The sequence below is a fragment of the Flavobacterium sp. genome, from assembly GCF_044361015.1.
Classification (GTDB): Bacteria; Bacteroidota; Bacteroidia; order Flavobacteriales; family Flavobacteriaceae; genus Flavobacterium.
Window position 1 is genome coordinate 109,008 of record NZ_JBIKJL010000001.1, and the last position, 24,409, is coordinate 133,416.

A 24,409-nucleotide genomic window follows, 5' to 3' on the forward strand; every position below is an offset into this window, starting at 1 on the left:
TGAATGTTTAATTAAATATATATACATTATGACAATTCCAAATTTAGTAGGAGCAGGTTTGATCGTTATTGGTGCTGGTTTAGGTATCGGTAAAATTGGTGGTTCAGCAATGGACGCTATCGCTCGTCAACCAGAAGCTTCTGGAAAAATTCAAACAGCTATGCTTATTGCAGCTGCATTGATTGAAGGTATTGGTTTCGCTGCATTTTTCGTAGGGAAATAAATAGTATTAACAATTGTTGCAACGGTTGGTTGCAACAATTGTTTTTAAACAATTAAAATTAAAAAAACATATAAATGGAACAATTATTAGGTGAGTTCTCTACAGGCTTATTTATATTACAAACAGTGTTATTTGTTTGTCTAGTTTTGTTATTGAAAAAATTTGCTTGGAAACCAATTTTAGATGCCGTTAACGAAAGAGAAGAAGGAATCAGAAATGCTTTACTTTCTGCTGAAAATGCTAAGAAAGAAATGCTAAATCTTCAATCTTCTAATGAAAAGTTAGTAGCAGAAGCAAGAGCAGAACGTGATGCGATGATGAAAGAAGCTCGTGAAATCAAAGAAAAAATGATTAACGATGCAAAATCAGAAGCTCAATTGCAAGGTGAGAAAATGATTGCTCAAGCAAAAGCGGCTATCGAAAGTGAAAAAAATGCAGCAATGGCTGAGTTGAAAAATCAAGTTTCAACCTTATCATTAGAAATTGCAGAAAAAGTATTAAGAGACGAATTGTCTAACAAAGAATCTCAAACCAAATTGGTTGTTCAACTGTTAGGTGACGCTAAATTAAATTAATCCGTATGTCAAGAGCTGCGATTAGATATGCGAAAGCAATAATAGAAAATGCTGTTTCCAACGGAAGAGCTGATGCGGTGAATCAAGACATGAACTTGATTTTAAGTACCGTAAGTTCGAACGAAGAGTTACAACATTTTTTAATCAGTCCGGTGGTAAAACCACAAGCAAAGTATACAGCCATTGCTGAAATTTTTGCTTCGGTTCAACCGGACACCAAAGGATTGTTTTTATTGCTTAAGGAAAACAAACGTTTTGAAATTTTAGCAGAAATTGCCAAACAATACAACGCTCAACACGATGTATTGAATGGAATTGAAGTAGCTAAAGTAACCACGGCTTTTCCTATAACTCCCAATTTAGAAGCGAAAGTTTTAGCTAAAATCAAAGAGTTTTCATCAAGTAAAATCACTTTAGAAAACATAGTAGATCCATCAATCATTGGAGGATTTATTTTACGAATAGGTGACCAACAATACAATGCATCTGTTGCCAACAGATTGCAAGAATTAAAGAGAGAGTTTAGTAATTAATATTCCAAAAAAGATATATCATAATGGCGGAAATTAAACCTGCTGAAATTTCAGCAATATTAAAAAAACAATTATCTGGTTTTGAATCAGGTGCATCGTTAGAAGAAGTAGGAACAGTACTTCAAGTAGGTGATGGTATTGCTCGTGTTTACGGCTTATCAAATGCTCAATACGGAGAGTTAGTACAATTCGACAACGGATTGGAAGCAATCGTATTAAACTTGGAGGAAGACAATGTTGGGGTAGTATTGTTAGGTCCTTCAACAGGGATTAAAGAAGGTTCTACTGTAAAAAGAACACAACGTATCGCTTCCCTAAAAGTAGGTGAGCAAATGGTAGGTCGTGTAGTAGATACTTTGGGAAATCCAATCGATGGAAAAGGACCCATCGGTGGAGATCTTTATGAAATGCCATTGGAAAGAAAAGCTCCGGGAGTAATTTTCCGTCAGCCGGTAACTGAACCATTGCAAACGGGTATCAAATCAATTGATGCAATGATTCCGGTAGGAAGAGGTCAACGTGAGTTGGTCATTGGTGACCGTCAAACAGGTAAAACTACGGTTTGTATCGATACCATTTTAAATCAAAAAGAATTTTATGATGCAGGTCAACCTGTGTTTTGTATTTACGTAGCCATTGGCCAAAAAGCGTCAACTGTTGCCGGAATTGCAAAAACATTAGAAGACAAAGGAGCAATGGCTTATACGATTATCGTAGCGGCAAATGCTTCCGATCCTGCACCAATGCAAGTATATGCTCCATTTGCCGGAGCAGCAATCGGAGAATATTTCCGTGATTCAGGACGTCCGGCTTTAATTATCTATGACGATTTGTCTAAACAAGCTGTTGCTTACCGTGAGGTTTCTCTTTTGTTAAGAAGACCACCGGGACGTGAGGCTTATCCTGGAGACGTTTTCTACCTTCACTCAAGATTGTTAGAAAGAGCTGCAAAAGTGATTGCAGATGATGATATCGCTAAAAACATGAACGATTTACCGGAATCTTTACGTCCAATCGTAAAAGGTGGAGGTTCATTAACAGCTTTACCAATTATCGAAACACAAGCAGGTGACGTTTCTGCGTATATTCCAACCAACGTAATTTCGATTACAGACGGTCAGATTTTCTTGGATGGTGATTTGTTTAACTCAGGGGTTCGTCCGGCAATTAACGTAGGTATTTCAGTATCTCGTGTTGGGGGTAACGCTCAGATTAAATCAATGAAAAAAGTTGCCGGTACATTAAAATTAGACCAAGCTCAATTCCGTGAATTGGAAGCGTTTGCAAAATTTGGTTCTGATTTGGATGCCGTTACTTTAAACGTAATTGAAAAAGGAAGAAGAAACGTTGAAATCTTAAAACAAGCGGTAAACGATCCTTATAAAGTAGAAGATCAAGTAGCTATTATTTATGCAGGATCTAAAAACTTATTGAGAAACGTACCAGTTGTGAAAGTAAAAGAATTCGAAAGAGACTTCTTAGAATACTTGAATAACAAGCATAAAGATACTTTGAATGCATTAAAAGCGGGTAAATTCACAGACGAAATTACTGATGTTTTAGACAATGCAGCAAAAGAAGTTTCAGCGAAATATAACTAAAAAGTATATTGTAGGTTGTATACTGTAAAATGCAAATAGCAAATTACAGTATACAACATACAATTTTACAGTATACAATTTATAAAAGATGGCAAACTTAAAGGAAATACGTAATAGAATTACTTCCGTTTCATCGACGATGCAAATCACATCGGCTATGAAAATGGTTTCTGCAGCTAAGCTAAAAAAGGCTCAAGATGCCATTACGGCAATGCGACCTTATGCCGAAAAGTTAACGGAGATTCTTCAAAGCTTAAGTGCTTCGATGGAAGGTGAAATAGGTGGAGCTTATACAACCCAACGCGAAGTAAAGAAAGTTTTAATTGTTGCCATTACCTCAAATAGAGGTTTGTGTGGTGCTTTTAATACCAACGTAATTAAGCAAACGAAAGTTTTAGTAGAGTCTTATCGTGGAAAACAAGTGGATGTTTTTGCTATTGGAAAAAAAGGAAATGACGTTTTACGTAAAACATGTACGATTGTTGATAATAAAAGTGAAGTTTTTGATCACTTGTCATTCGACAATGTTGCAGCAATTTCAGACCTTTTAGCGGCTAAATTCATTGCGGGTGATTACGATAAAATCGAAATTGTATATAACCAATTCAAAAATGCGGCAACACAAATCGTTCAAACAGAACAATTTTTGCCATTAGCACCCGTTGTTGGAGCTGCAGCAAATGCCTCTGATTATATTTTTGAACCATCCAAAGAAGAAATCGTGATGACTTTGATTCCAAAATCATTGAAAACTCAATTGTATAAATCAATTCGTGATTCTTTTGCTTCAGAGCACGGTGCCCGTATGACTGCAATGCACAAAGCAACAGATAACGCGACGGAATTGAGAAATCAATTGAAATTAACTTACAATAAAGCACGTCAAGCTGCAATTACGAACGAAATCTTAGAGATTGTTGGTGGAGCAGAAGCGTTGAAAGGATAAGTAAAACATACCTTTACATTAAAAAGAGTCAAACATTAGTTTGGCTTTTTTTATTAAATGTAAAAGCTAAACATTTTTTCGTTATATTTGAAATGCTAATCCATTTATTTCTAAGTACATGAAATTAACTCTACTCTCAATCACTCAACACTCAACACTCAACACTCAACACTCAACACTCAACACTCAACACTCAAAAATTAAAGTTTGTTAAGTTATTTATTTTTACTTTCTTTTTAATGAATTATTTGATTCATGCACAACTACCCCAATCAAACCATTTTACGCCAGGTGGTTTAATGGATAATATTTTTGATAAAAGCGGAAACCAATATACATTCAATGATATTTTAATTAATACGCAAAGTACAGCAGAAAGTAGAGTAACTTTATTATCTTGTTCAAACAACTCCATTTTTAATTTGTATTTTGAAGAAGGAAGTGGTTGTGAAGATAATGCAGTTATTAATCATAATTTAAGGCGACAAGTTATTTGTAATGTGTTTGATGATTTATCTGCTTTTTTAACAACATCATCTTCTGCATTACAACCAACATCAACCACAAAAGTAAATATCTGGATTAGAAATATTGCTAATATACCAAACGTACCACCACAAGCATTAGGTTTAGCAAGTGGTTTTTATAATTTCCCAGCTAATGCTACTACAGGAGGAATAACGGACAATGAAATTTGGGAAACAATTCACAATGGAATAGATTCTTACACAAATGTTGTGAATCCTTTAATTACTGCTGGTAGTGGATCAAACTCTACTGGAATATTTTTTCATGGTTATATGGCTATTAACTTTGATGCATCAATTAATTGGAATTTAGACACTTCTGTATTTGCAAGTACAACAGAAAAAGATCTTTATACCGTAGTACTCCATGAAATAACTCACGCATTAGGTTTTAATAGTTTAATTGATGTTGATGGAAGTTCAAAATTTCCTGTCGATTTTAATTATTTTTCCCGATATGATTTGTTTTTAAAAAGCAATACAAATGTTCCTTTACTTTCTACAAATTCAACTGTAAATTTATATAATAATTCTTTCAATTCAACTTCATTATCTAGTACTATTTTACACCCAAATTGCACTATAAGCGGAAATGTCAATACAGGAAGTACTGTAAATACTACTGTTTGCAACAATGCAGTTAAATATTTTGGAGCGGTTTTTACTGTTCCTGTTTATACGCCAACTTGTTTCGAGAGCGGAAGTAGTTTAAGTCATTTTGAAGATGAACTCTATCCCAGTTGCAGCACTGCTTATGGTAATGATAGTTATTTTGTAATGAGTAATGCCAATGGAAATGGTGTAACAAAACGTTTTTTAAAACCAGAAGAGAGAAATGCTCTATGTGATTTAGGTTATGCTGTGAACACTATATACGGTGTAAGCGGTACAAAAATTAATGGGAATAATACTTTTTACGATTATGGAGGCTCAATGTGTGACGGTATAATAGTTGCAGGAATTAATGATGGAATTACTTATGGTGCAAATAATTCCGTCACTTATACTTTTTTTGGAAATACTAGTATATTTCCCAATATAAATATTTATAATATTTTGCTAAATGATCATAATGCAACTAGTTTTGAGGGTTTAGAGGATATTACAGGAAATTCTACTATATCAGTAACGTCTGGAAACTCTTCTACAGTTATAGAATTTAATAGCACTAGTGTTGGGTTACATTTATTGCGTTATGTACCTACTTACGGAGCACAAAAAGGAAATATAACATATATTTATGTCTATGTAATACCAAATTACCCTGAAGAATTATCCACTTGTGTTCCTTTACCAAATCCATGTGATTTAATTTTGAACGGTGATTTTGAACAAAATTCATCTGTACCAAATAACTGGTCGAATTTAAATTTGGCTTGTGGTTGGTGGGAAGATGGTATTTTTGGTCCGGATTATTTTCATATAGATTCACCAATTCAAACAGGAAGCCCCTCAATCCCTTGTAGTGGTGCGGGAAATCAAAACATTACAAATTTAAACAGTAAAGGTCATACTGGCTTTTTTGCTTTAAAAAATATTAATTCAAGTGAATTAAATGTATATGAAACAATTACTTCAAAATTATCTAATTCTTTAGAACCTAATACAGCCTATCAATTAAGTTTCAACATTTCTCTAGCAGAAATGACAAGTGCCAATCCAATTAAAGTACAAGCTTTTCTGAGTTCAGATTATATTCCAAGAGCATATCCATATAATCATGACATTAATAATGGTATATTTTTAGAAAATGCTACGTTTACCACCAATTCTGATAATAACCAGTGGGATACAGTTGTCTTCAATTTTACAACTAATAGTGGGGGCGAGCAGTATTTATATTTAGGCGGAGTTAATAATGTCCAATTTTCGACAAATCCTATTATCTCTTCTCCTTCAAATGGTTGTGCGTTCAATGAACTGAACGAAATTAGCGACAATTATATTTATTCCTATAACTTTATAGATAATGTCTCATTAATTCCAACAAATGATGCTAAATTTATACTTCCAGAGACAATGACATGTGCTTCTGAAAATATTGAGAATTTACACGCTTTTTTAAATGGAACACCTTTAGATGGTTACTTTTCAGGACTAGGCGTTTCAAATTCTATATCAACACCAGGAATTTATTCTTTTAATCCCGCTTTGGCTGGAGTAGGAACAATAGCAATTACCTATCATTATCAAAATAGCTCGGGTTGCCCTATTGCACTTATTAGAAACATATTAGTAACAGGTGCCGAAATTATTCCGCTATTTACTCCTGTTGATCCAATATGTATAGGCGCAGCCTACACTTTGCCAATACTATCAAATAATGGTTTTACTGGCACGTGGAGTCCTGATTTTAACAATCAGTCCACCACAACTTATACGTTTACACCTAATGCAAATTCTTGTGCAATCCCAACAACACTTACTGTAGCAGTAACAAATGAAAATGCCATATCACCAATTTTTATGAGTTTAGCCCCTGTTTGTATCGGAACTCCCTTTACCTTACCAACTCTTTCAAGTAATGGTTTTACAGGCACTTGGTCGCCAGAGATAAGCACTACTATTTCAACTCTATATATTTTTACACCAGATAATGGTCAATGTGCAACTCTTGCCCAAATGAACGTAGAAATAATTAACCCTGAAATCAATTTAGAAGGAAATTTAAATGTTTGCACAGGACAAAGTTCAACTTACAATTCCAACATTCATGGCGGTTTATGGTCTAGTTCTGATATTTCAATTGCAACAATAAATCCTGAATCAGGTGAACTTACAACTTTTAATACAGGTACAGTAACCTTAACATACACCCTTTCTAACTCTTGTTTATCATCGTCAAGTATTAATGTTAATATTATTGACCGAAATATAATCCCGGCGTTTAGTTTTCCTACAACTATTTGCAAAGGAACTACTCCACCAAGATTACCTGATATTTCTGATAATAATTTAAATGGTGTATGGGAACCACATCTTATTAATAATGTTCAATCAGGAAATTATACTTTTTTCGCAGAAAACAATTGTGTTGATCCATTTACAATAACCGTTACAGTAATTACAGGAGGTGAATTAATAGCAAACGATGATTATTTTTATTTACCTTATATACCAGAATCTCATTTATCTCCAAGTATTTTAAATAATGATTTATTTAATGGTGAACTAATTACTTCAAATTTTTTAGGGCTGACAATTCAATTAATTGGGGCGACTAATAATATTACAGTAAATTTTGATGGCACTTTAAATTTACCTCCAGATTTTGCACCTGGAACATATTCTTTTGATTACAAATTGAAAAATAGATGTTTACTTAGTGAACTTAAAAAAATAACACTTATCATTTTTGACGATGCACTAAATGCAAAAGAAAAATTTTTCGTAGATGTATGCTATAAACCGGATGCTTATATAACGGAACAAACCTTTTTAAATGATGTTTCTTTTGGCGAAATTCGTGCCACCTCAGAAAATGTGACTTTTAATAACATTAATGCTCCCGCAGGATTTTCAATTAATCCGGATGGCACTGTTAATGTACCTGCAAATGCTTTACCCGGTGATTATATTTTTACCTACACACTTTGCCCAAGTGGCAGCACAACGGGTTGTGTGAATGATATTATAGTAAGTTTTACTATTTATAACACCGTTCGAGCAGTAACAGATGTTTTTAATTTTGATACCAGTGGTAATTTTTTAGGCTCAAACCATGACGACCCTACCAGCTTCAACATATTAAAAAACGATGGCTATGCCGCTGATTGTGGGTTTTCTGCTCCTAATAGTTTTGTGGATGCTGATTTGGGTGAGAATATAGGTAATATCTTTATAAATTATATTAATAATACAGATTTATATTTTTATATTAATCCACTTAATGGTTCTGTATCGGGATCTGGCTCACCAGCAGGAACTTACCCTTTCACATATTATATTTCTGATGCTTTATACCCTAATGTTATCTCTACTTCTTATGGATGGATGCAAGTTTTAGACTCTTCAAGAATGATTAATAATAAGGATAAAACCTTAGAATATAATGCTATAATAATTGCTCCAAATCCTTTCAATAAATTATTTACTATTTATTTTGAAAACAATATTAAAGTTGGTAAAATAGAAGTTTTCGATATGCTTGGACAAAGAATTTATGAACATAATATTGAAAATTCTTTAAAAGTTGAAATTGATTTGTCAAATATTGCTAGCGGACCATATTTGGTGAAGATTTACGATGGAAAGCAATTTATAGATAAGTTAATTATAAAAAAATAAGTATTATGAGATGTTTTTTTATTTTTTTATTTTTAATTACAATTTCTAACTTTTTTGCACAAACGATAAATATTCCAGATTCAAATTTCAAGAATGTTTTAATTACTGCGGATAACGATGGAATTAATAATATTGCTAAGAATCTTGAAGGTCAATATTTTAAGATAGATTCTAACGATGATAATGAAATACAACTAATTGAAGCTCTTCAAGTTTCTTCTTTATCAATGAATAATAAAAATATTATAAATCTTGAAGGGTTGCAGTATTTTATTAATTTATCTGAATTATATTGTGGTAGTAACCCATTAACAAACTTACCTTTTTCAACATTAACACAAATAACAATTCTATTTATTCCAAATTGTGGTTTGTCAGCTATTGACTTGTCGAATTTAACTTCATTAAATTTTCTATATTGTCATGAAAATCAAATTAATACACTCGATTTAAGTGGTAATCATTTTTTGGATAAATTAATATGTAAAAATAATAATCTAACATTGATAAATATTAAAAACGGCATCAATCAAGATTTTAATTCTACATTCAACAACGACTGCTGGAAAACAGGCAACCCCAACCTAACCACTATTTGTGCCGATGAAAGTGAACTAGTTGCCGTACAAAATTTTCTTGATAACTGCGGTTCAGCTCAAGCTATAACAATTAATAGTAACTGCAATTTAAGTAACCAAGATTTTACAATAAACCAAATTGCAATTTACCCAAACCCTGTTAACGATGTTCTAAACATCAATTTAGAAAACAGTATCATTTCATCGGTTACAATTTTTAATACATTGGGTCAAAAAGTATATTTTAGCTATTCAACGACCAGCCAGATAGATGTTTCAAAACTGGAGGCCGGAGCTTATTTTTTAAAAGTGGATGGTTTAGAAGGTGAGTATTATGGTAGGTTTGTGAAGAAGTAAATGGATAGATAGTCAAATAAATAAATGACTTTTTTATCTTTGGCAAACTAGTTTTGTACCTATTAAAATGATTCAATTAAAAGAACTCACAACCAAAGCAGAAATGCTCAATCAATTACCTTTAATTCAGCAGTTGTATCCTGATTTTACAATACAGATTTATGAAGATTTGTTAGATGAAATGTTGCCAAACAATTATAAACAAGTCATTATTTTAGAAGATAATAAAAGCATTGGGTTATCCGGTTTTTGGGTGGGAACCAAATTATGGTGCGGAAAATATTTAGAACTCGATAACGTAATTGTACATCCCAATCATCGTTCTAGAGGCGTTGGTAAATTGCTAACGGAATATTTAAACAAAAAAGCTGTTGAAATGGGTTGTAAAGTGGTCGCTTTAGATGCTTATACCAATAATTTTCCTGCCCATAAATTTTATTACAACCATGGTTTTGTGCCAAAAGGGTTTCATTTCGTTAAATTTTTGGAAGAAAAATAATGAATAAATTACTAATCTTATTATTGTTCTTTCTTTTTAGCTGTGCTCCCAAAGAAGCATTCCAGCAAGAATTTCCTGTTGTGATTTCTAACTATTATTACTCAAACAATGGAAATAAAATTATTTTTATTGTCCAATTTGAAAAAGCAATTCCAGCGGAAATTCAACTTCAATCACTTTATTTCAGTAACCAAAAAACTGCAGTAGAAAAAATTTCCAATCAAAATTTCCAAGCCGTTTTTGTCAAACCTGATTTAATTTTTGATTCAAATCCAGAAAAAGAATATGGGAATGAACCACCTACTATTCAAAAATCTCAATTCAACTTAAAACCGACTGAAGCTGTTTTAGAATTTAAACAAGTTGGAAAAGTAAAGCACTATAAGTTTAGAGACGTAGTTGAAAGGGCTACAAATTAGCCAACTCAAATTTCAAAAAAAAGATTATTTATTATTCTATAGAATTTGTGAAACGTTGTAAAATAAGTAAAGCACAAAGTTTCTACTAAGATATTCAAAGAAATTTAAAACCAATGAATCAATCGCTTTACATTTTTTTAAACTAAATTTGAGCAATAAAACTAAAGAATTCTTTTGGGTATTTATAAATCACTTTTTAAACAAACGGCCATTTATGGGTTAGCAACTGTGCTTCCCAGAATGTTCAGTTTTATTTTAGTACCTCTTTACACCAATCCAGCTGTTTTAAACGTTCAGGAATATGGCGAAGTGTCTGTTATTTTTTCTTGGATGGTGTTGTTTAATGTGATTCTTGCTTACGGAATGGAAACCGCTTTTTTTCGTTTTTACAATAGTGATAATGATAAAAAATCGGTCATTGGAACAGCTACTGTTTCTATTTTTTGGACAACGATGGTTTTTTTAATTGGGTCACTTTTATTCAGAAATAAGATTGCCCAAATTACGCATATTGAGGTTGAATATATTACTTATACCATTTGGATTTTGGTGTTAGATGCTTTAGTAATTATTCCATTTTCTAAACTTAGGGCTTATCAACGACCCATTGCTTACGCGATGGTTAAAATTGGTAATGTGGTTGTAAATCTTGCTTTAAATCTTTTCTTTTTATTGTATTTACCTAAAATTGCCCTTTCAAATCCCGATGGGTTTTTGGCAAGTATCTATATTGAAAATTTTCAAATTGGCTATATTTTCGTCGCTCATGTAATTGCAAGTTTGTTAACTCTTATTGTTGTTTTGCCCAATTATATGCACATTCAATGGCATTTTGATTTCAAGTTGTGGAAACGAATGATGAACTATGCTCTTCCAATTTTGGTTGCCGGTATTGCATTTGCCATCAATGAAACATTCGACAGAATTTTACTTGATTATTTATTACCTAAAAATATCGCTAAAATTGACGTTGGAGCTTATTCTGCCTGTTATAAATTAGCCTTATTTATGACACTATTTGCCACAGCATTTCGTTTAGGAATTGAACCCTTTTTCTTTAGTCACGCCAATAATGAAGAAGCTCCAAAAACCTATGCAATGATTACCAAATATTTCATCATTTTTGGTTCGATTATTTTATTGGCTGTAATTGTATTTGCCGATCTTTTAAAAGTGCTTATTATTCGAGACGATTCCTATTGGGAAGCAATGAAAGTAGTTCCGTTGATTATTTTAGCCAATTTCTTTTTGGGAATTTATCATAATTTATCTGTTTGGTATAAATTGACTGATAAAACAAAAATGGGAGCCTATATTTCCATTGTTGGGGCAATAGTAACCCTAGTATTAAACTTTTTATTAATAGCAAATTATAGTTATGTGGGTTCAGCCATTGCAACTATTGCAGCTTATGGCAGCATGATGATAATATCTTATTATTTAGGGAATCGTTATTATCCTATACCCTATGATATGAAAAAAATCCTTCTTTATTTAGGCATTTCCATCTTGTTTTCAACCGTTTATTTTTATGGATTTAGAGAAAATTACTATATTGGAATTGGACTTTTATTACTTTTCGTTTATTTTGTATTTCAAAACGAAAAAAATACTATTTTACAACTATTGAAAAAAACAATTTAAATGCAAATTAACATTATTAATAACTCACAACATCCTTTGCCAAATTACGAGACAGTAGCTTCGGCAGGTATGGATTTAAGAGCAAACTTAACAGAATCAATTATACTAAAGTCGTTAGAACGAACTATTGTAAAAACCGGATTGTTTATCGAATTGCCAATTGGATATGAAGCACAAGTTCGTCCACGAAGCGGTTTAGCTGCAAAAAAAGGAATCACCGTTTTGAATTCTCCCGGAACAATTGATGCCGATTATCGTGGAGAAATAGGAGTGATTTTAGTAAATTTATCTAATGAGGATTTTGTCATTGAAAATGGTGAACGAGTGGCTCAATTGGTTATTGCCAAACATGAACGTGCCGAATGGATAGAAGTAACGGAATTATCTGAAACTTCCAGAGGCACTGGTGGTTTTGGTAGCACAGGAGTGAAATAAGCCCCTAACCCCCGAAGGGGGGAATTGGTAATGCTTGAAAAATTAAAAACCTATTGACCCCTAATAGGTATTCCCCCTCTGGGGGTTAGGGGGCTGATATATGAAAATAATAGTACCAATGGCCGGACGCGGCTCACGATTAAGACCACATACATTAACGGTTCCAAAACCATTAATCCCAATTGCTGGAAAACCAATTGTTCATCGATTAGTGGAAGACATTGCAGGTGTATTGAATCAACAAATTGAAGAAATAGCTTTTATCATTCATAAAGATTTTGGTAAACAAGTTGAAAAAGATTTAGTTTCTATTGCAGAAAAATTAGGAGCAAAAGGAACCATTTGCTACCAAAATGAGGCATTGGGAACTGCTCATGCCATCATGTGTGCGAAAGAAAGTATGTCAGGACCAATTGTTGTTGCCTATGCGGACACACTTTTTCGAGCTGAATTTACGTTAGACACTTCAGCAGATAGTGTTATTTGGGTAAAACAAGTGGAAGATCCAAGTGCATTTGGTGTTGTTCAGCTCAATAAACATAATCAAATTGTAGATTTTGTTGAAAAACCAAAGGAGTTTATCTCTGATTTAGCTATTATAGGAATATATTACTTTAAAAGTGGTGAAACTCTTCGCAAAGAATTACAATTTTTATTGGATAATAATGTAGTAAAGGGAGGCGAATATCAATTGACCGACGCGTTGGAAAACATGAAACAAAAAGGATTGAAATTTGTTCCCGGAAAAGTAGATGAGTGGATGGATTGTGGTAATAAAAATGTAACGGTAGAAACCAATACCAGAATGTTGAAATTTTTGCATCAGGATGGTGAAAAATTGATTTCAAAAGTATTAGTTTCTGAAAACTCAACCATCATTGAACCTTGTTTTATTGGGGATAATGTAGTGCTTAAAAACACCACAATAGGACCAAATGTGTCGTTAGGGACGGGTTGTAAAGTAGAAAATTCAACTATAAAAAATAGTTTGGTTCAAAATTTGACAGTAATAAAAAATGCAAACCTTGACAACGCCATGATTGGCAGTCATGTTTCATTTGATGGAAATTTTACCAGTATTAGTATCGGTGATTATTCTGTTTTAGAATAAAAATTTTTAATAAAGCGCTCGCTCTTCCTCTCTAAAGGAGAGGGGTTGTGGGTGAGGTATAATGAGAAAAAAACTATTTCATATCTTTCTTTTTGTTGGAATTTTATTCCAATATAACACTGCTTTTTCACAAGGAGAGCCTGAAGATATTGCATTAGATAATGATGAATTCCAAAATTCATTTTATGAATCTTTACGTGAAAAAGGAATTGAAAATTATGATAAAGCCATCAATGCGATGCAAAAATGTTTGCAATTACAACCTAATAATCCGGTTGTACATTTCGAATTAGGTAAAAATTATTTCTATCAAAAAGAATATACAAGTGCTTATAACAGTTTTGAAAAAGCAACTCAACTCGATCCTTCTAACCGATGGTATTGGGTTGGCCTATATGATGTGTCCTATGCCACCCGAAATTATGATAATGCGATTATCATTATCAAAAAACTGATTGAATTTAAAAAAGAATACAAAGAAGATTTAGTTTCGCTTTACATGTTTACACAACAGTATGATAAAGCATTGGAATTGATAAATGAGTTAACAGAAACGGTTGGTAAAACAGAAATCAGAGAACAATTCCTTGCCCAAATAATGACGGCAACAAAATACCAAGGAATTGAATCAGAGAAACTTTTAGAAGCTATCAAAAATAATCCGAAAGAAGAATCCAATTATGTCGCACTGATTTATTTATATTCAGAAAACAACCAAGAAGAAAAAGCATTGGAAATTGCTAAGTTGTTGGAAAAAGAAATTCCAAGTTCTGATTGGGCACAAGTAAGTTTGTTTAAATTCAATTTAGAAAACGAAGATGGAACTAATGCAGCATTGGCTATGCATAAGATTTTGAATAGTCCGAAAATCGATCAAAAAATAAAACATCGTGTTTTTAATGAATTTTTAATTTTTGCAAAAAATAATCCGGAATATACACTCGATTTGGAAAAAGCGATTCATTATTTTAAAGATGATAGAGAGGTAAAAGTGGCTAAAGAAGTTGGAAAATTTTACCAAAACAAACAAGATTGGCCTAACGCAGTGAAATATTATGAACTTTTTACTAATTCAAATCCTGAAGACCTTGAAAATATTCTTTTATTAATGAATGGATATGTTCATACCAATCAATTTAGCATTTTACTGAAAAAATCAGAATCTTATTTAGAATTATACCCGTTACAACCTGATTTTTATTATTATGCCGGATTAGCAAACAATCAATTAAAAAATTATAAAAAAGCAAAAGAGCAATTAGAAATAGGTTTAGACTATCTTATTGAAAATAAATCGTTAGAAGCAAATTTTTATTATCAATTAAGTGAAACCTACAATGGATTAGGTGATGTAAAGAAAAAAGAAAGTTATTTCATTAAAGCTGAAAAATTATTAAAAGAAAAAAAAGGATGAAGTATTTTCTAGTTTTATTTTTACTTGTACTTTCAACCGTTGGATGTAAATCAAAAAAAGGACTATTTGAAGGAAAAGCTACAAAAGATTTGGCAACGTTAAAAATTATTGAAAATCATTACGAACAAAATAATGATTATTCTACCGTTTATATTAGAGCAAATGCAAAATATAAAGACAGTAAACAATCCTTAGGTTTTTCTGCGGAAATTAAAATTCAAAAAGATGAAAAAATTTTAGTAAGTATACGTTTTCTAGGGATCACTATGGCAAAAGGACTAATTACACCCACTTTAGTGAAATATTATGAAAAAAACGGAAGCAATTATTTTGAAGGAGATTACACAACCTTAAGTAATTGGCTGGGTACTGATTTAGATTTTTATAAAGTTCAGAATATGTTTGTTGGACAAGCAATGGACGATTTACGAAAAGGAAAATACAGCAACACAATAGAAGACCGTTTTTATAAACTGGAAGATACAATTGATAAAATGAACAAAAAATCATTCTTTTTTGAATCTTCTAAATTTTTATTAAAGAAGCAGGAAATAGAGCAAGTGGCCAAAAACAGAAAACTTAAAGTTTCCTATCCTCATCATAAAGAATACAAAGAGGCTATTTTGCCATTAAATATTTTGATAGAAGCGTTACAAGACAATCAAAACAACACAATTTTGTTAGATTATAACACAGTTTCTTTTAACGAATCATTATCTTTTCCATATAGTGTTCCGGAAGGATATGATAGAATTTACATAGAAAATTAAATAGAAACAAATGACTAAGTCTTATTACACATTTCTTTTCCTACTTTCGATTTCCGGTTTATGGGCACAGCCTGGCACACAACAAAAACTGGAAGAAAGAAAGGCTCAATTGTTAGAAGAAATCAGAGCAAATGAACAAATACTTCAGGAAACTAAGAAGAAAGAAAAATCAGTTGTTGCGGTTATTCAACAGCAAAATGCAAAAATTCAATTGCGTGAAAAATTAATAAGCACTACAGAAAAACAAGCAAAATTACTGAATGATGATATTTATACGAATCAACTAAAAATAAACAAACTCAAAAAAGAGTTAGAGGTTTTAAAGGAAGATTACGCCAATATGATTGTAAAGTCTTATAAAAGCCGTTCAGAACGAAGCAGAGCAATGTTTTTACTTTCATCACAAAACTTTATGCAGGCTTACAAAAGAGTTCAATATATGAAGCAATATGCCGGTTATCGAAAAAGCCAAGGAGATGAAATTAAGATAAAATCGACAGAGTTAGCTGTTTATAACGAAAAATTAGCCGGACTGAAGATTGAAAAAATAAAAGTTATTCAAGAACAAGAAAAGGAAAAACAGGTATTGGTGAAGGAAAAAAAGGAACAAGAAGTTTTAGTTAATTCCATAAAAAAAGATAAAAAGAAAATTATTGCTGAGATCAAAAAGAAACAGCAGGAAGCAAATGAGATAGATAAAAAAATCCAGCGTTTTATTAGAGATGCTATTGCTGAGGAAAATAAAAAAACAGCCAAAAAAGCTGGCCCTAAAACGGTTTCTACCGGAACTTCAGCCACAAAAATTGTTTTAACGAAAGAAGGAAAAATAGAATCCGATAATTTTAAAGCGAACAAAGGCAAATTGCCGTGGCCAGTTGAAAAAGGATTTGTTTCTCAAAAGTTCGGCAACCAACCTCATCAAATTCAACCTAAACTAATTGTACACAGCAATGGGGTAGAAATTACAACAGAATCCGGTTCATCGGCTAGAGCCGTTTTTGCCGGGACAGTTTATTCTATTCAAATTTTGTCACCAATTAATACACTTGTGATGATTCAACACGGAGATTTTATAACCGTTTATCAAAACCTTAGTTCCGTTTCAGTTAAAAAAGGGGATAAAGTAAGTATTAAACAGACAATTGGTAAAATCCGAACAAATAATTCTACCGGAAAAACAGCTTTGAAATTTTCAGTCCTACAAAATGATACGTTCTTAAATCCTCAAAGTTGGATTTATAATATGTAAAAGTGAATGTCAAATTAAAAAAGCCAAACTTTTTATAAATCGTTTGGTTTTTTTTATTCTAAGCCAGTACTATAAAAACAAAGCTTTTAGTTCTGTTGCATCATGAGGTTTCATCTTGCCGGCTAAAACTAAACTCAATTGTTTTCGTCTTAACGCAGCTTCAAAACGTTGTTTTTCTAATTCTGTTTGTGGGTCTACTTGAGGAACGGCTGTTGGAGAACCGGTTTCATCAACAGCTACAAAAGTATAGATTGCTTCATTTGCTTTACTTTTAATCCCGGATTCTCTGTCTTCAATCCAAACATCTATAAAAATTTCCATAGAGGTATTAAAAGCTCTTGAAACTTTTGATTCTACAGTGACAACACTGCCCAATGGAATAGCTTTGTTAAAGGCTACGTGGTTTACGGAAGCCGTTACACAAATACGTCTTGAATGTCTTCTGGCAGTAATACTGGCAGCTCTATCCATACGGGCTAATAACTCGCCTCCAAAAAGATTGTTTAATGGATTTGTTTCACCCGGCAAAACGATGTCTGTTAATGTTGTAATAGAATCAGAAGGAAATTTTGGTTGCATACTTTATTTTTTTACAAAGGTAGAAAAACCAAAGTAAATCATTGAGAAAAGAGTAGGTATAAAAAAAAGCTTCAGTTAAGAAGCTTTAAGATTGATATTTTGAGCAAAGGGTTTATTTTTCTAGCTCTAAAACCAACATCCACGCGTCTTTATTATGCGTTTCTTTTATGGTTTGTAAAGCAGTTTTAGCTTCTTCTATTGTGGCATAGCTTCCATACAAAATGGGATATAAACCATGTTTATTTGGGGTAATTTTCTTGGCTTTGTAACCTAAATCCAATAAAGATTGGAGGGCTCTATCGGCATTGCTGATTTCTTTATAGGCACCGGCAACAATATGATATTGATTAGAATTACTTTCTTCCTCAACTGACAAAGTAACGGAAGGAATTGGGTTTTCAATAAAAAAAGTTGCTTGTTGAATTTTATTATCTACTTTTTGTTGAACAGCTTTTTCTACTAATAAGGTTTCATTTGCAATTTTCTTTTCATACCATTGGTTTCCGAAAAATCCTGCCATACCAATCCCAAAAGCAAAAACCGCAGCATATTTAATCCAAGAAGAAGTTCTTTTTTCAGGTGTGAAAAGAATGGGTGTTTTTTCTTCTAATTTTTCAACTTCTTTTTTATAAACTTCTCGTTTAATTTTTGGAGAGATAAAAGAGGTTAAACCAAAAGAATCTGTTGCATAATTTAAATTGTCAATTGGTTCAAAAACCAAGCTGTTTTCACTGTTTAGTGATAGTTTTCCAATATTTTTAAGTGTCAGTGCCTCGCTTTTTTGAATTGAAAATTTCCATGCGGTTATTTCTTCTTCAATCAAGGCAACAGCTTTTTCATAATCTATCTTTTCACAAAGTGATATGTGATTAGCTAGAAGACCATCATTGTTTTTCAAATGAAAATTAAATGACAATACTTTTTTAGGAGGATAAAATGTATTAGTATCCTGAACTAATTGAGCAGAACGGTTTTCAGTTAAAAAAGCACCAAATCCTGGTACCGTTACACATTGGTAGCGATACAATAATTGGGAAATGTGTTGTTCTATTCTCATCACAACAAAGAAAAAATATTCAACTCCCAAATCAAAATTTTACACTCAATTTTTATTAACAATTTACCAAAATTTGATAACTGTTTAATGGTCATAATATTAAATTTTGTTCTCTTTAAATTGAAATAGGTTTTAATCAATTTGGGAGAAAAAATTTAGCAAAAAAGCTTTTAAAACACACAAAAAATATGTTTCTTTGATTTTCATTTATACGCCATGACGACATCAGAATTATATTTTACGCTCGCCTTACTGCAAGCAGAAGGAGTAGGTGACATAGTTGCCAAAAAACTCATCAACCACTGTGGCTCTGCCGAAAAAGTGTTTGAAACCAAAAAGAATAGATTGTTATCCATTGACGGTATTGGTGAAATTTTATTAAAAAATCTTTCCGATAAAAGTGTTTTTAAGTTGGCTCAACAAGAAATCGACTTTGTTGAAAAAGAAAAAATAGCTTTTCATTCTTTTTTAGACGAAAAATATCCGGAGCGATTAAAACATTGTATTGATGGCCCTCCAATTATTTTTTCGTCGGGAAATATAGATTTGCGAGCTAAACGAATTATTAGCATAGTTGGTACGCGAAAAATAACAAGCTACGGAACAGAATTTTGCAAGAAACTTATTGAAGATTTAGCTCCATTAAATCCAGTTATTGTGAGTGGCTTTGCTTATGGTGTAGATATTATGGCTCACCAAGTTGCGATGGAACATAACCTGCAAACGATAGGTGTTTTAGCTCACGGACTAAACCAAGTATATCCCAAAACCCATAAAAAGTACATTTCAAAGATAGAACAAAATGGCGGATTTTTAACGGAATTTTGGAGCACTTCTAATCCTGAAAAAGAAAATTTTGTCAAAAGAAACCGAATTGTCGCAGGCATGTCAGAAGCAACTATTGTTATTGAAAGTGCCGATAGAGGAGGCTCCTTAATAACAGCTACGTTAGCCAATGATTATAACCGCGATGTTTTTGCAGTTCCCGGAAGAATTACTGACAAATACAGTCAGGGATGTAATAATTTAATTAAAACACAACGTGCACATTTGCTTTCCTCTGCAGCTGATTTAGTATACATTTTAAATTGGGAATTGGAGAATAAAAAGACTAAATCAATTCAAAAACAACTGTTTGTTTCATTGGAAAACGAAGAACAAAAAGTATATGATTATTTAGTTCAAAAAGGGAAAGAATTGATGGATATTATTGCTTTAGAATGTGAATTTCCAATCTATCAATTATCCTCCATTTTATTGAACATGGAGTTAAAAGGTGTTGTTCGGCCGTTACCCGGGAAATTGTTTGAAGCAATTTAATTATTGTACTTTTTCCCAAATGACCTCATATTTTGCATATTGACCGTTTTCAATTGACTCTAGTAGGTATATTTTAGGAAAGAGTTCGTTGATGTTTTGTTTGAATTCCATTTCTTCTTCCCGAGCTAATATTTCTTCAATGGTGACAATTTTATATTGTGAAACAACGGCTGCTTCAACGGTTTCAAATTTATTCTTCATTAATTCAAAAACAAAGATGTTTCGACACAAAATAAATCGCGTGACATTAACTTTTCGATGTCTTTTTTGGGTATAATTCAGTTTGATTTTTTTGACAGGAACTTTCGTAACAGGATATTGACAAGTTGCAGTTGCATCTTGGTTGAATAAAATATATACGGGTTGATTGCTTTGGCAAAAAACAGTTATACAGCCAAATAAAAACAACAGTAGTAAGATTTTTTTCATATTATAAAAATCCTAGTTTTTGTCTAACTCTTTTCAAAATACCGTCAGCAATCTTACTCGCTTTTTCAGCTCCCTCAGCTAATGCTTTGTCAATTTCAGGAAGATTGTTCATGTAATATTGATATTGTTCTCTTTCGGTTTTAAATCGATCAGAAATTAATTCATACAAAGCTTGTTTAGCATGTCCATATCCATAATTTCCTCTCAAGTAATTTGCGGTCATGTTTTTAATTTGTTCAGGGGTAGCAACTAATTTATAAATAGCAAAAACCTTGCAATTTTTTGGGTCTTTGGGTTCTTCTAGCGGTTTGCTGTCGGTTTCAATTGACATAATTTGTTTCCGTAAGGCTTTATCATCTAAAAAAATATTAATTATATTTCCCCGTGACTTACTCATTTTTTGCCCGTCAGTTCCAGGAATATACATGGTTTCTTCTTGAATTTTAGCATCGGGCAACACAAAGGTTTCACCCATTTGGTGGTTAAATCGTGAAGCTACATCTCGGGTGATTTCTAAGTGTTGTAATTGATCTTTTCCTACCGGAACGACTTCTGCATCATATAATAAAATATCAGCTGCCATGAGCATCGGATAAGAAAATAAACCAGCATTAACATCTTCCAGTCGGTCGGCTTTGTCCTTGAAAGAATGTGCCAGGGTTAATCGTTGGAATGGAAAAAAACAACTCAAATACCAAGACAATTCAGTTGTTTGAGGCACATCACTTTGACGATAAAAAACAACTTTATTGATGTCTAAACCGCAAGCTAACCAAGATGCTGCAACACTATACGTATTTTCGCGTAAAGATGAACCATCTTTTATTTGTGTAATAGAATGTAAATCAGCAATGAATAAAAAAGATTCATTTTCAGGCTGATTAGCCATCTCGATGGCCGGTAAAATAGCACCTAATAAATTACCCAAATGAGGAGTGCCTGTGGCTTGTATTCCGGTGAGTATTTTTGACATAATGCTTGGTATATATTCTGTAAAGTTCGCAAAGTTTTCTAAAAAGGTTGCAAAATTTAGAGGTTAAATATTTTTTGAAAAGAACAAAGTTAGTTATATGATTTAATATTTACATTGCTTTGCTTACATTTGGCTTCATGAAAATTTTTAAAATTCTATTTTGGTTGCTTTGGCGAGTGTGGTTTTATATCCTTATAGGAGTAATCATAGTTGTTCTTTTTCCTTTATTATTTGTTTCTATTTTGAAAGAATCATGGTATCCGTTCTTTTTTAGATTAGCTCAAGTGTGGGCTAGAGGAATTTTAATTGGAATGGGATTTTATACAAAAATAGTACAAGAACAAAAATTTAAAAAAGGGGAAAGCTATATGCTCGTGGCCAATCATTCCTCAATGGTGGATATTATGTTGATGTTGGTCGTTGCAAAAAACCCATTTGTTTTTGTGGGAAAAAAAGAACTTTCTAAGATTCCGTTGTTTGGGTTTTTCTACAAAAGAACTTGTATTTTAGTAGATAGAGAGAATTCAAAAAGCAGATTAGCGGTATATGAACGGGCTCAAAAAAGATTAAATCAAGGACTCAGTATTTGTATTTTCCCCGAGGGAATGGTACCCGAAGACGAATCCATTGTCTTGGCGGATTTTAAAGACGGAGCTTTTCGTTTGGCTATTGAACATCAAATTCCTATTGTGCCAATGTCTTTTTTAGACAATAAAAAAAGACTTTCTTACACAGTTTTTAGTGGTAGCCCCGGAATTATGCGAGTTAAAATGCACAAATTTATTTTAACCCAAGGGTTTACCGTTGATGACAAAAAAGCTATACGGGATAAAGCTTGGGATGTTATTTATAAAGAATTAGTAGCTTCTGAAAATGCAAAATAATTTTTCTTATTTTTCTTTGCTGACTTCACCATTAAAATTTTTCATCATGTTGTGATAAGTCTAAACCAATTATTTCAGACTCTTCAGAAACTCTTAACGGAATGATAAAATTAGTAATTTTATACAATGCTATTGAGCCAAAGAAAGTGAATCCTGCAACTAAAATTAAAGCCGCCATGTGATGGCCAAAAACTGACCAACCTCCGTGTAACAAACTTACATTTTCTCCTTCAGCAAAAATGGCGGTTAAAATCATTCCCATTATTCCTCCAACTCCATGACATGCAAAAACATCTAAAGTATCATCGATAGATTTTAATTTTTTCCAATAAAGCATTTTATTTGACACAATTGCGGCAATAAACCCAAAGAATATGCTTTGAGGAATACTAATAAATCCCGCAGCAGGAGTTATCGCCACCAACCCAACAACGGCTCCTACACATGCACCAAAAGCAGAAACTTTTCGTCCGTGAAGACGATCAAAGAAAATCCAAGTTAACATAGCAGAAGCTGATGCTACCGTAGTAGTAGCAAATGCCATAGCTGCTGTAGCATTAGCAGATAAGGCAGAACCGGCGTTAAATCCAAACCAACCAAACCATAACATTCCTGTTCCTAAAAGCACAAACGGAATATTGGTTGGAATATGATCGCTATTTTTACGTTTGCCAAGTACAAGAACACCAGCTAAAGCTGCAAAACCGGCACTCATGTGAACAACAGTTCCGCCCGCAAAGTCTTTCACTCCAAAATAGCTTCCCAACAGACCATTCGGGTGCCAAACCATATGACACAACGGTGTGTAAATAAACAGTGTAAACAGACAAATAAAAAGCAAATAAGAAATGAATCTAACTCTTTCAGCAAATGAACCGGTTATAATTGCCGGAGTTATAACGGCAAATTTCATTTGAAAAAGAGCAAATAAAATAAAAGGAATTGTAGAAGCCATTTTAGTATGTGGCAAAAGACCAACTTGATCAAAAAAGGCAAATTGGAAAGGATTTCCGAAAAGACCATAATGTTTTCCGGCAATACTAAATCCAATAGAATCACCATATGCTAAGCTAAACCCGACAATGACCCAAAGTAAGGTAACAACTCCCAAACAAATAAAACTTTGCAACATGGTGGAGATTACATTCTTTTTCCCGACCATACCACCGTAAAAAAAGGAAAGACCGGGTGTCATTAGCAATACTAAACAGGATGAGGTTAGCAACCAAGCCACATCAGCAGGGACAATCGTATCTGCTGAATTAAAAGTTGAAGATTCAAGTGCTTTTATTGGTGACCAAAATAACCCACTAATGGCTATAATACTAATTATAACAAATGAAATCATCCATCTTTTCTCTATTTTCACAACACACCCTATAAATTATTAGGGTAAAAATATAAAAAATCTATTTTAATTAAAGCTATACCCTATAAAAAATTAATTAATATTGTTTTTAAACAATAATTTAGGGTTTATTAAAATATAGAAATAAAAAAAGTGAAACCTAAGTCTCACTTTATATTTATAAAAAAGAATACTATTTATTCTTTTCGTAATTTCAGAAACACGATTTCATTTGTTTCGGTGTCAGTGTAACTTAGGTTGATTTCTTCATATGTTAATGTAACAATGGATAGAACATGTTCCATTGAAACTCCTTCACTATCCACATAGGTTAAAACAATTTTATTGTTTTCAACTTCATATGAACCGGTTGTTTGAAAATTTTGACAACTAGAATTAATGAATTCAAAATCATTTTCTTCAAAGGTTTTATTTTCATTTAAAACTAGGTTATCATGTTCACAATCGGTCGCATTAATATAATCTTCATAAACGATTGTATTGTTTGCGTTGATTGTACCAATTTGATTTACATACCATTTTCCAAGCACATAATTTTCTTGGACAAATGTTGTATCATCATCTTCATCACAAGAAATGAACAAGGCGAAGATTGACATAAATATAAGGGATACTTTTTTCATGTTATAG

The 24,409-nt window shown here is 32.5% G+C and carries 23 protein-coding genes; 17 read left to right on the forward strand and 6 right to left on the reverse strand.

What is annotated here, in order from left to right; all coding sequences use genetic code 11:
• Positions 1-28: 28 nt before the first annotated feature.
• The 15 genes from atpE to ACIQ2Z_RS00580 all read left to right on the forward strand — a co-directional run bounded on the left by atpE (position 29) and on the right by ACIQ2Z_RS00580 (position 17,168).
• Entirely contained in the window at positions 29-223 is a 195-nt protein-coding gene (gene atpE, locus ACIQ2Z_RS00510) for an ATP synthase F0 subunit C (RefSeq protein ID WP_207758934.1), read from the forward strand.
• Positions 224-297: 74 nt separating this feature from the next.
• Positions 298-798: a F0F1 ATP synthase subunit B gene (locus tag ACIQ2Z_RS00515; RefSeq protein WP_396182219.1), complete on the forward strand. Its 501-nt coding sequence runs from the start codon at positions 298-300 to the stop codon at positions 796-798.
• Positions 798-1,331, forward strand: coding sequence for an ATP synthase F1 subunit delta (gene atpH, locus ACIQ2Z_RS00520; protein ID WP_396182315.1), 534 nt, complete (start codon positions 798-800; stop codon positions 1,329-1,331). The genes ACIQ2Z_RS00515 and atpH overlap by 1 nt, the downstream gene beginning before the upstream one ends.
• 23 nt (positions 1,332-1,354) lie before the next feature.
• Complete coding sequence (gene atpA / locus ACIQ2Z_RS00525) at positions 1,355-2,932, forward strand: F0F1 ATP synthase subunit alpha (RefSeq protein WP_396182220.1); 1,578 nt, start codon at positions 1,355-1,357, stop codon at positions 2,930-2,932.
• An 88-nt stretch (positions 2,933-3,020) separates the two neighbouring features.
• Positions 3,021-3,878, forward strand: coding sequence for an ATP synthase F1 subunit gamma (atpG, locus tag ACIQ2Z_RS00530; RefSeq protein ID WP_396182221.1), 858 nt, complete (start codon positions 3,021-3,023; stop codon positions 3,876-3,878).
• Positions 3,879-4,117: 239 nt separating this feature from the next.
• Complete coding sequence (locus ACIQ2Z_RS00535; protein ID WP_396182222.1) at positions 4,118-8,692, forward strand: T9SS type A sorting domain-containing protein; 4,575 nt, start codon at positions 4,118-4,120, stop codon at positions 8,690-8,692.
• Between the two features lie 5 nt (positions 8,693-8,697).
• Positions 8,698-9,627, forward strand: a complete 930-nt coding sequence (locus ACIQ2Z_RS00540) for a T9SS type A sorting domain-containing protein (protein ID WP_396182223.1) — start codon at positions 8,698-8,700, stop codon at positions 9,625-9,627.
• A gap of 67 nt (positions 9,628-9,694) precedes the next feature.
• Positions 9,695-10,126, forward strand: coding sequence for a GNAT family N-acetyltransferase (locus tag ACIQ2Z_RS00545; RefSeq protein WP_396182224.1), 432 nt, complete (start codon positions 9,695-9,697; stop codon positions 10,124-10,126).
• A complete protein-coding gene (locus tag ACIQ2Z_RS00550; RefSeq protein WP_396182225.1) occupies positions 10,126-10,545 on the forward strand; it encodes a hypothetical protein in 420 nt (139 codons plus the stop codon). Before ACIQ2Z_RS00545 ends, ACIQ2Z_RS00550 begins: the two co-directional genes overlap by 1 nt.
• Before the next feature lie 174 nt (positions 10,546-10,719).
• Positions 10,720-12,189: a lipopolysaccharide biosynthesis protein gene (locus ACIQ2Z_RS00555; protein WP_396182226.1), complete on the forward strand. Its 1,470-nt coding sequence runs from the start codon at positions 10,720-10,722 to the stop codon at positions 12,187-12,189.
• Positions 12,190-12,624: a dUTP diphosphatase gene (gene dut / locus ACIQ2Z_RS00560; RefSeq protein ID WP_396182227.1), complete on the forward strand. Its 435-nt coding sequence runs from the start codon at positions 12,190-12,192 to the stop codon at positions 12,622-12,624. It abuts the gene before it with no gap.
• A gap of 100 nt (positions 12,625-12,724) precedes the next feature.
• Complete coding sequence (locus tag ACIQ2Z_RS00565; RefSeq protein WP_396182228.1) at positions 12,725-13,735, forward strand: sugar phosphate nucleotidyltransferase; 1,011 nt, start codon at positions 12,725-12,727, stop codon at positions 13,733-13,735.
• A gap of 61 nt (positions 13,736-13,796) precedes the next feature.
• Positions 13,797-15,149 (forward strand): tetratricopeptide repeat protein, encoded by a 1,353-nt coding sequence (locus tag ACIQ2Z_RS00570; RefSeq protein WP_396182229.1) that lies wholly within the window; start codon positions 13,797-13,799, stop codon positions 15,147-15,149.
• The gene (locus tag ACIQ2Z_RS00575) at positions 15,146-15,919 is read left to right on the forward strand and encodes a DUF4292 domain-containing protein (RefSeq protein WP_396182230.1); all 774 of its coding nucleotides are present in this window, start codon (positions 15,146-15,148) and stop codon (positions 15,917-15,919) included. Before ACIQ2Z_RS00570 ends, ACIQ2Z_RS00575 begins: the two co-directional genes overlap by 4 nt.
• A 10-nt stretch (positions 15,920-15,929) precedes the next feature.
• Complete coding sequence (locus ACIQ2Z_RS00580) at positions 15,930-17,168, forward strand: murein hydrolase activator EnvC family protein (RefSeq protein ID WP_396182231.1); 1,239 nt, start codon at positions 15,930-15,932, stop codon at positions 17,166-17,168.
• Positions 17,169-17,237: 69 nt separating this feature from the next.
• On the opposite strand, the gene ACIQ2Z_RS00585 is transcribed toward ACIQ2Z_RS00580, so the two are convergent.
• Positions 17,238-17,747 carry an acyl-CoA thioesterase gene (locus tag ACIQ2Z_RS00585; protein ID WP_396182232.1) on the reverse strand — a complete coding sequence of 170 codons (510 nt, stop codon included), beginning with the start codon at positions 17,745-17,747 and terminating at the stop codon, positions 17,238-17,240.
• Positions 17,748-17,859: 112 nt separating this feature from the next.
• Entirely contained in the window at positions 17,860-18,834 is a 975-nt protein-coding gene (locus ACIQ2Z_RS00590) for an SPOR domain-containing protein (RefSeq protein WP_396182233.1), read from the reverse strand.
• A gap of 186 nt (positions 18,835-19,020) precedes the next feature.
• Here ACIQ2Z_RS00590 and dprA point away from each other — a divergent pair, with 186 nt between their 5' ends.
• The gene (dprA, locus tag ACIQ2Z_RS00595; protein ID WP_396182234.1) at positions 19,021-20,124 is read left to right on the forward strand and encodes a DNA-processing protein DprA; all 1,104 of its coding nucleotides are present in this window, start codon (positions 19,021-19,023) and stop codon (positions 20,122-20,124) included.
• Here the strand turns inward: dprA and ACIQ2Z_RS00600 are convergent, their stop codons facing one another.
• Both ACIQ2Z_RS00600 and trpS read right to left on the reverse strand, forming a co-directional pair.
• Positions 20,125-20,553: a hypothetical protein gene (locus ACIQ2Z_RS00600; RefSeq protein ID WP_396182235.1), complete on the reverse strand. Its 429-nt coding sequence runs from the start codon at positions 20,551-20,553 to the stop codon at positions 20,125-20,127.
• A 1-nt stretch (position 20,554) separates the two neighbouring features.
• Entirely contained in the window at positions 20,555-21,526 is a 972-nt protein-coding gene (trpS, locus tag ACIQ2Z_RS00605) for a tryptophan--tRNA ligase (protein WP_396182236.1), read from the reverse strand.
• Between the two features lie 137 nt (positions 21,527-21,663).
• On the opposite strand from trpS, the gene ACIQ2Z_RS00610 reads away from it, so the two are divergent.
• On the forward strand, positions 21,664-22,410 hold the full coding sequence (locus ACIQ2Z_RS00610) for a lysophospholipid acyltransferase family protein (protein ID WP_396182237.1): 747 nt from the start codon (positions 21,664-21,666) through the stop codon (positions 22,408-22,410).
• A 31-nt stretch (positions 22,411-22,441) separates the two neighbouring features.
• On the opposite strand, the gene ACIQ2Z_RS00615 is transcribed toward ACIQ2Z_RS00610, so the two are convergent.
• Together ACIQ2Z_RS00615 and ACIQ2Z_RS00620 are read right to left on the reverse strand one after the other, a co-directional pair.
• Positions 22,442-23,758 (reverse strand): ammonium transporter, encoded by a 1,317-nt coding sequence (locus ACIQ2Z_RS00615; protein WP_396182238.1) that lies wholly within the window; start codon positions 23,756-23,758, stop codon positions 22,442-22,444.
• Positions 23,759-23,955: 197 nt separating this feature from the next.
• Positions 23,956-24,402: a hypothetical protein gene (locus ACIQ2Z_RS00620; RefSeq protein WP_396182239.1), complete on the reverse strand. Its 447-nt coding sequence runs from the start codon at positions 24,400-24,402 to the stop codon at positions 23,956-23,958.
• Positions 24,403-24,409 lie beyond the last annotated feature (7 nt).

What these genes read in the sequence shown, in the direction of transcription:
- atpA (WP_396182220.1), top strand. Translation starts at nt 1,355, where the DNA reads ATGGCGGAAATTAAACCTGCTGAAATTTCAGCAATATTAAAAAAACAA.
- ACIQ2Z_RS00570 (WP_396182229.1), top strand. Translation starts at nt 13,797, where the DNA reads ATGAGAAAAAAACTATTTCATATCTTTCTTTTTGTTGGAATTTTATTC.
- ACIQ2Z_RS00585 (WP_396182232.1), bottom strand. Translation starts at nt 17,747, where the DNA reads ATGCAACCAAAATTTCCTTCTGATTCTATTACAACATTAACAGACATC.
- ACIQ2Z_RS00565 (WP_396182228.1), top strand. Translation starts at nt 12,725, where the DNA reads ATGAAAATAATAGTACCAATGGCCGGACGCGGCTCACGATTAAGACCA.
- ACIQ2Z_RS00515 (WP_396182219.1), top strand. Translation starts at nt 298, where the DNA reads ATGGAACAATTATTAGGTGAGTTCTCTACAGGCTTATTTATATTACAA.
- ACIQ2Z_RS00540 (WP_396182223.1), top strand. Translation starts at nt 8,698, where the DNA reads ATGAGATGTTTTTTTATTTTTTTATTTTTAATTACAATTTCTAACTTT.
- ACIQ2Z_RS00610 (WP_396182237.1), top strand. Translation starts at nt 21,664, where the DNA reads ATGAAAATTTTTAAAATTCTATTTTGGTTGCTTTGGCGAGTGTGGTTT.
- ACIQ2Z_RS00535 (WP_396182222.1), top strand. Translation starts at nt 4,118, where the DNA reads ATGAATTATTTGATTCATGCACAACTACCCCAATCAAACCATTTTACG.
- ACIQ2Z_RS00575 (WP_396182230.1), top strand. Translation starts at nt 15,146, where the DNA reads ATGAAGTATTTTCTAGTTTTATTTTTACTTGTACTTTCAACCGTTGGA.
- ACIQ2Z_RS00615 (WP_396182238.1), bottom strand. Translation starts at nt 23,758, where the DNA reads ATGATTTCATTTGTTATAATTAGTATTATAGCCATTAGTGGGTTATTT.
- trpS (WP_396182236.1), bottom strand. Translation starts at nt 21,526, where the DNA reads ATGTCAAAAATACTCACCGGAATACAAGCCACAGGCACTCCTCATTTG.
- ACIQ2Z_RS00580 (WP_396182231.1), top strand. Translation starts at nt 15,930, where the DNA reads ATGACTAAGTCTTATTACACATTTCTTTTCCTACTTTCGATTTCCGGT.
- ACIQ2Z_RS00545 (WP_396182224.1), top strand. Translation starts at nt 9,695, where the DNA reads ATGATTCAATTAAAAGAACTCACAACCAAAGCAGAAATGCTCAATCAA.
- ACIQ2Z_RS00550 (WP_396182225.1), top strand. Translation starts at nt 10,126, where the DNA reads ATGAATAAATTACTAATCTTATTATTGTTCTTTCTTTTTAGCTGTGCT.
- dprA (WP_396182234.1), top strand. Translation starts at nt 19,021, where the DNA reads ATGACGACATCAGAATTATATTTTACGCTCGCCTTACTGCAAGCAGAA.
- ACIQ2Z_RS00620 (WP_396182239.1), bottom strand. Translation starts at nt 24,402, where the DNA reads ATGAAAAAAGTATCCCTTATATTTATGTCAATCTTCGCCTTGTTCATT.
- ACIQ2Z_RS00600 (WP_396182235.1), bottom strand. Translation starts at nt 20,553, where the DNA reads ATGAAAAAAATCTTACTACTGTTGTTTTTATTTGGCTGTATAACTGTT.
- dut (WP_396182227.1), top strand. Translation starts at nt 12,190, where the DNA reads ATGCAAATTAACATTATTAATAACTCACAACATCCTTTGCCAAATTAC.
- atpG (WP_396182221.1), top strand. Translation starts at nt 3,021, where the DNA reads ATGGCAAACTTAAAGGAAATACGTAATAGAATTACTTCCGTTTCATCG.
- atpE (WP_207758934.1), top strand. Translation starts at nt 29, where the DNA reads ATGACAATTCCAAATTTAGTAGGAGCAGGTTTGATCGTTATTGGTGCT.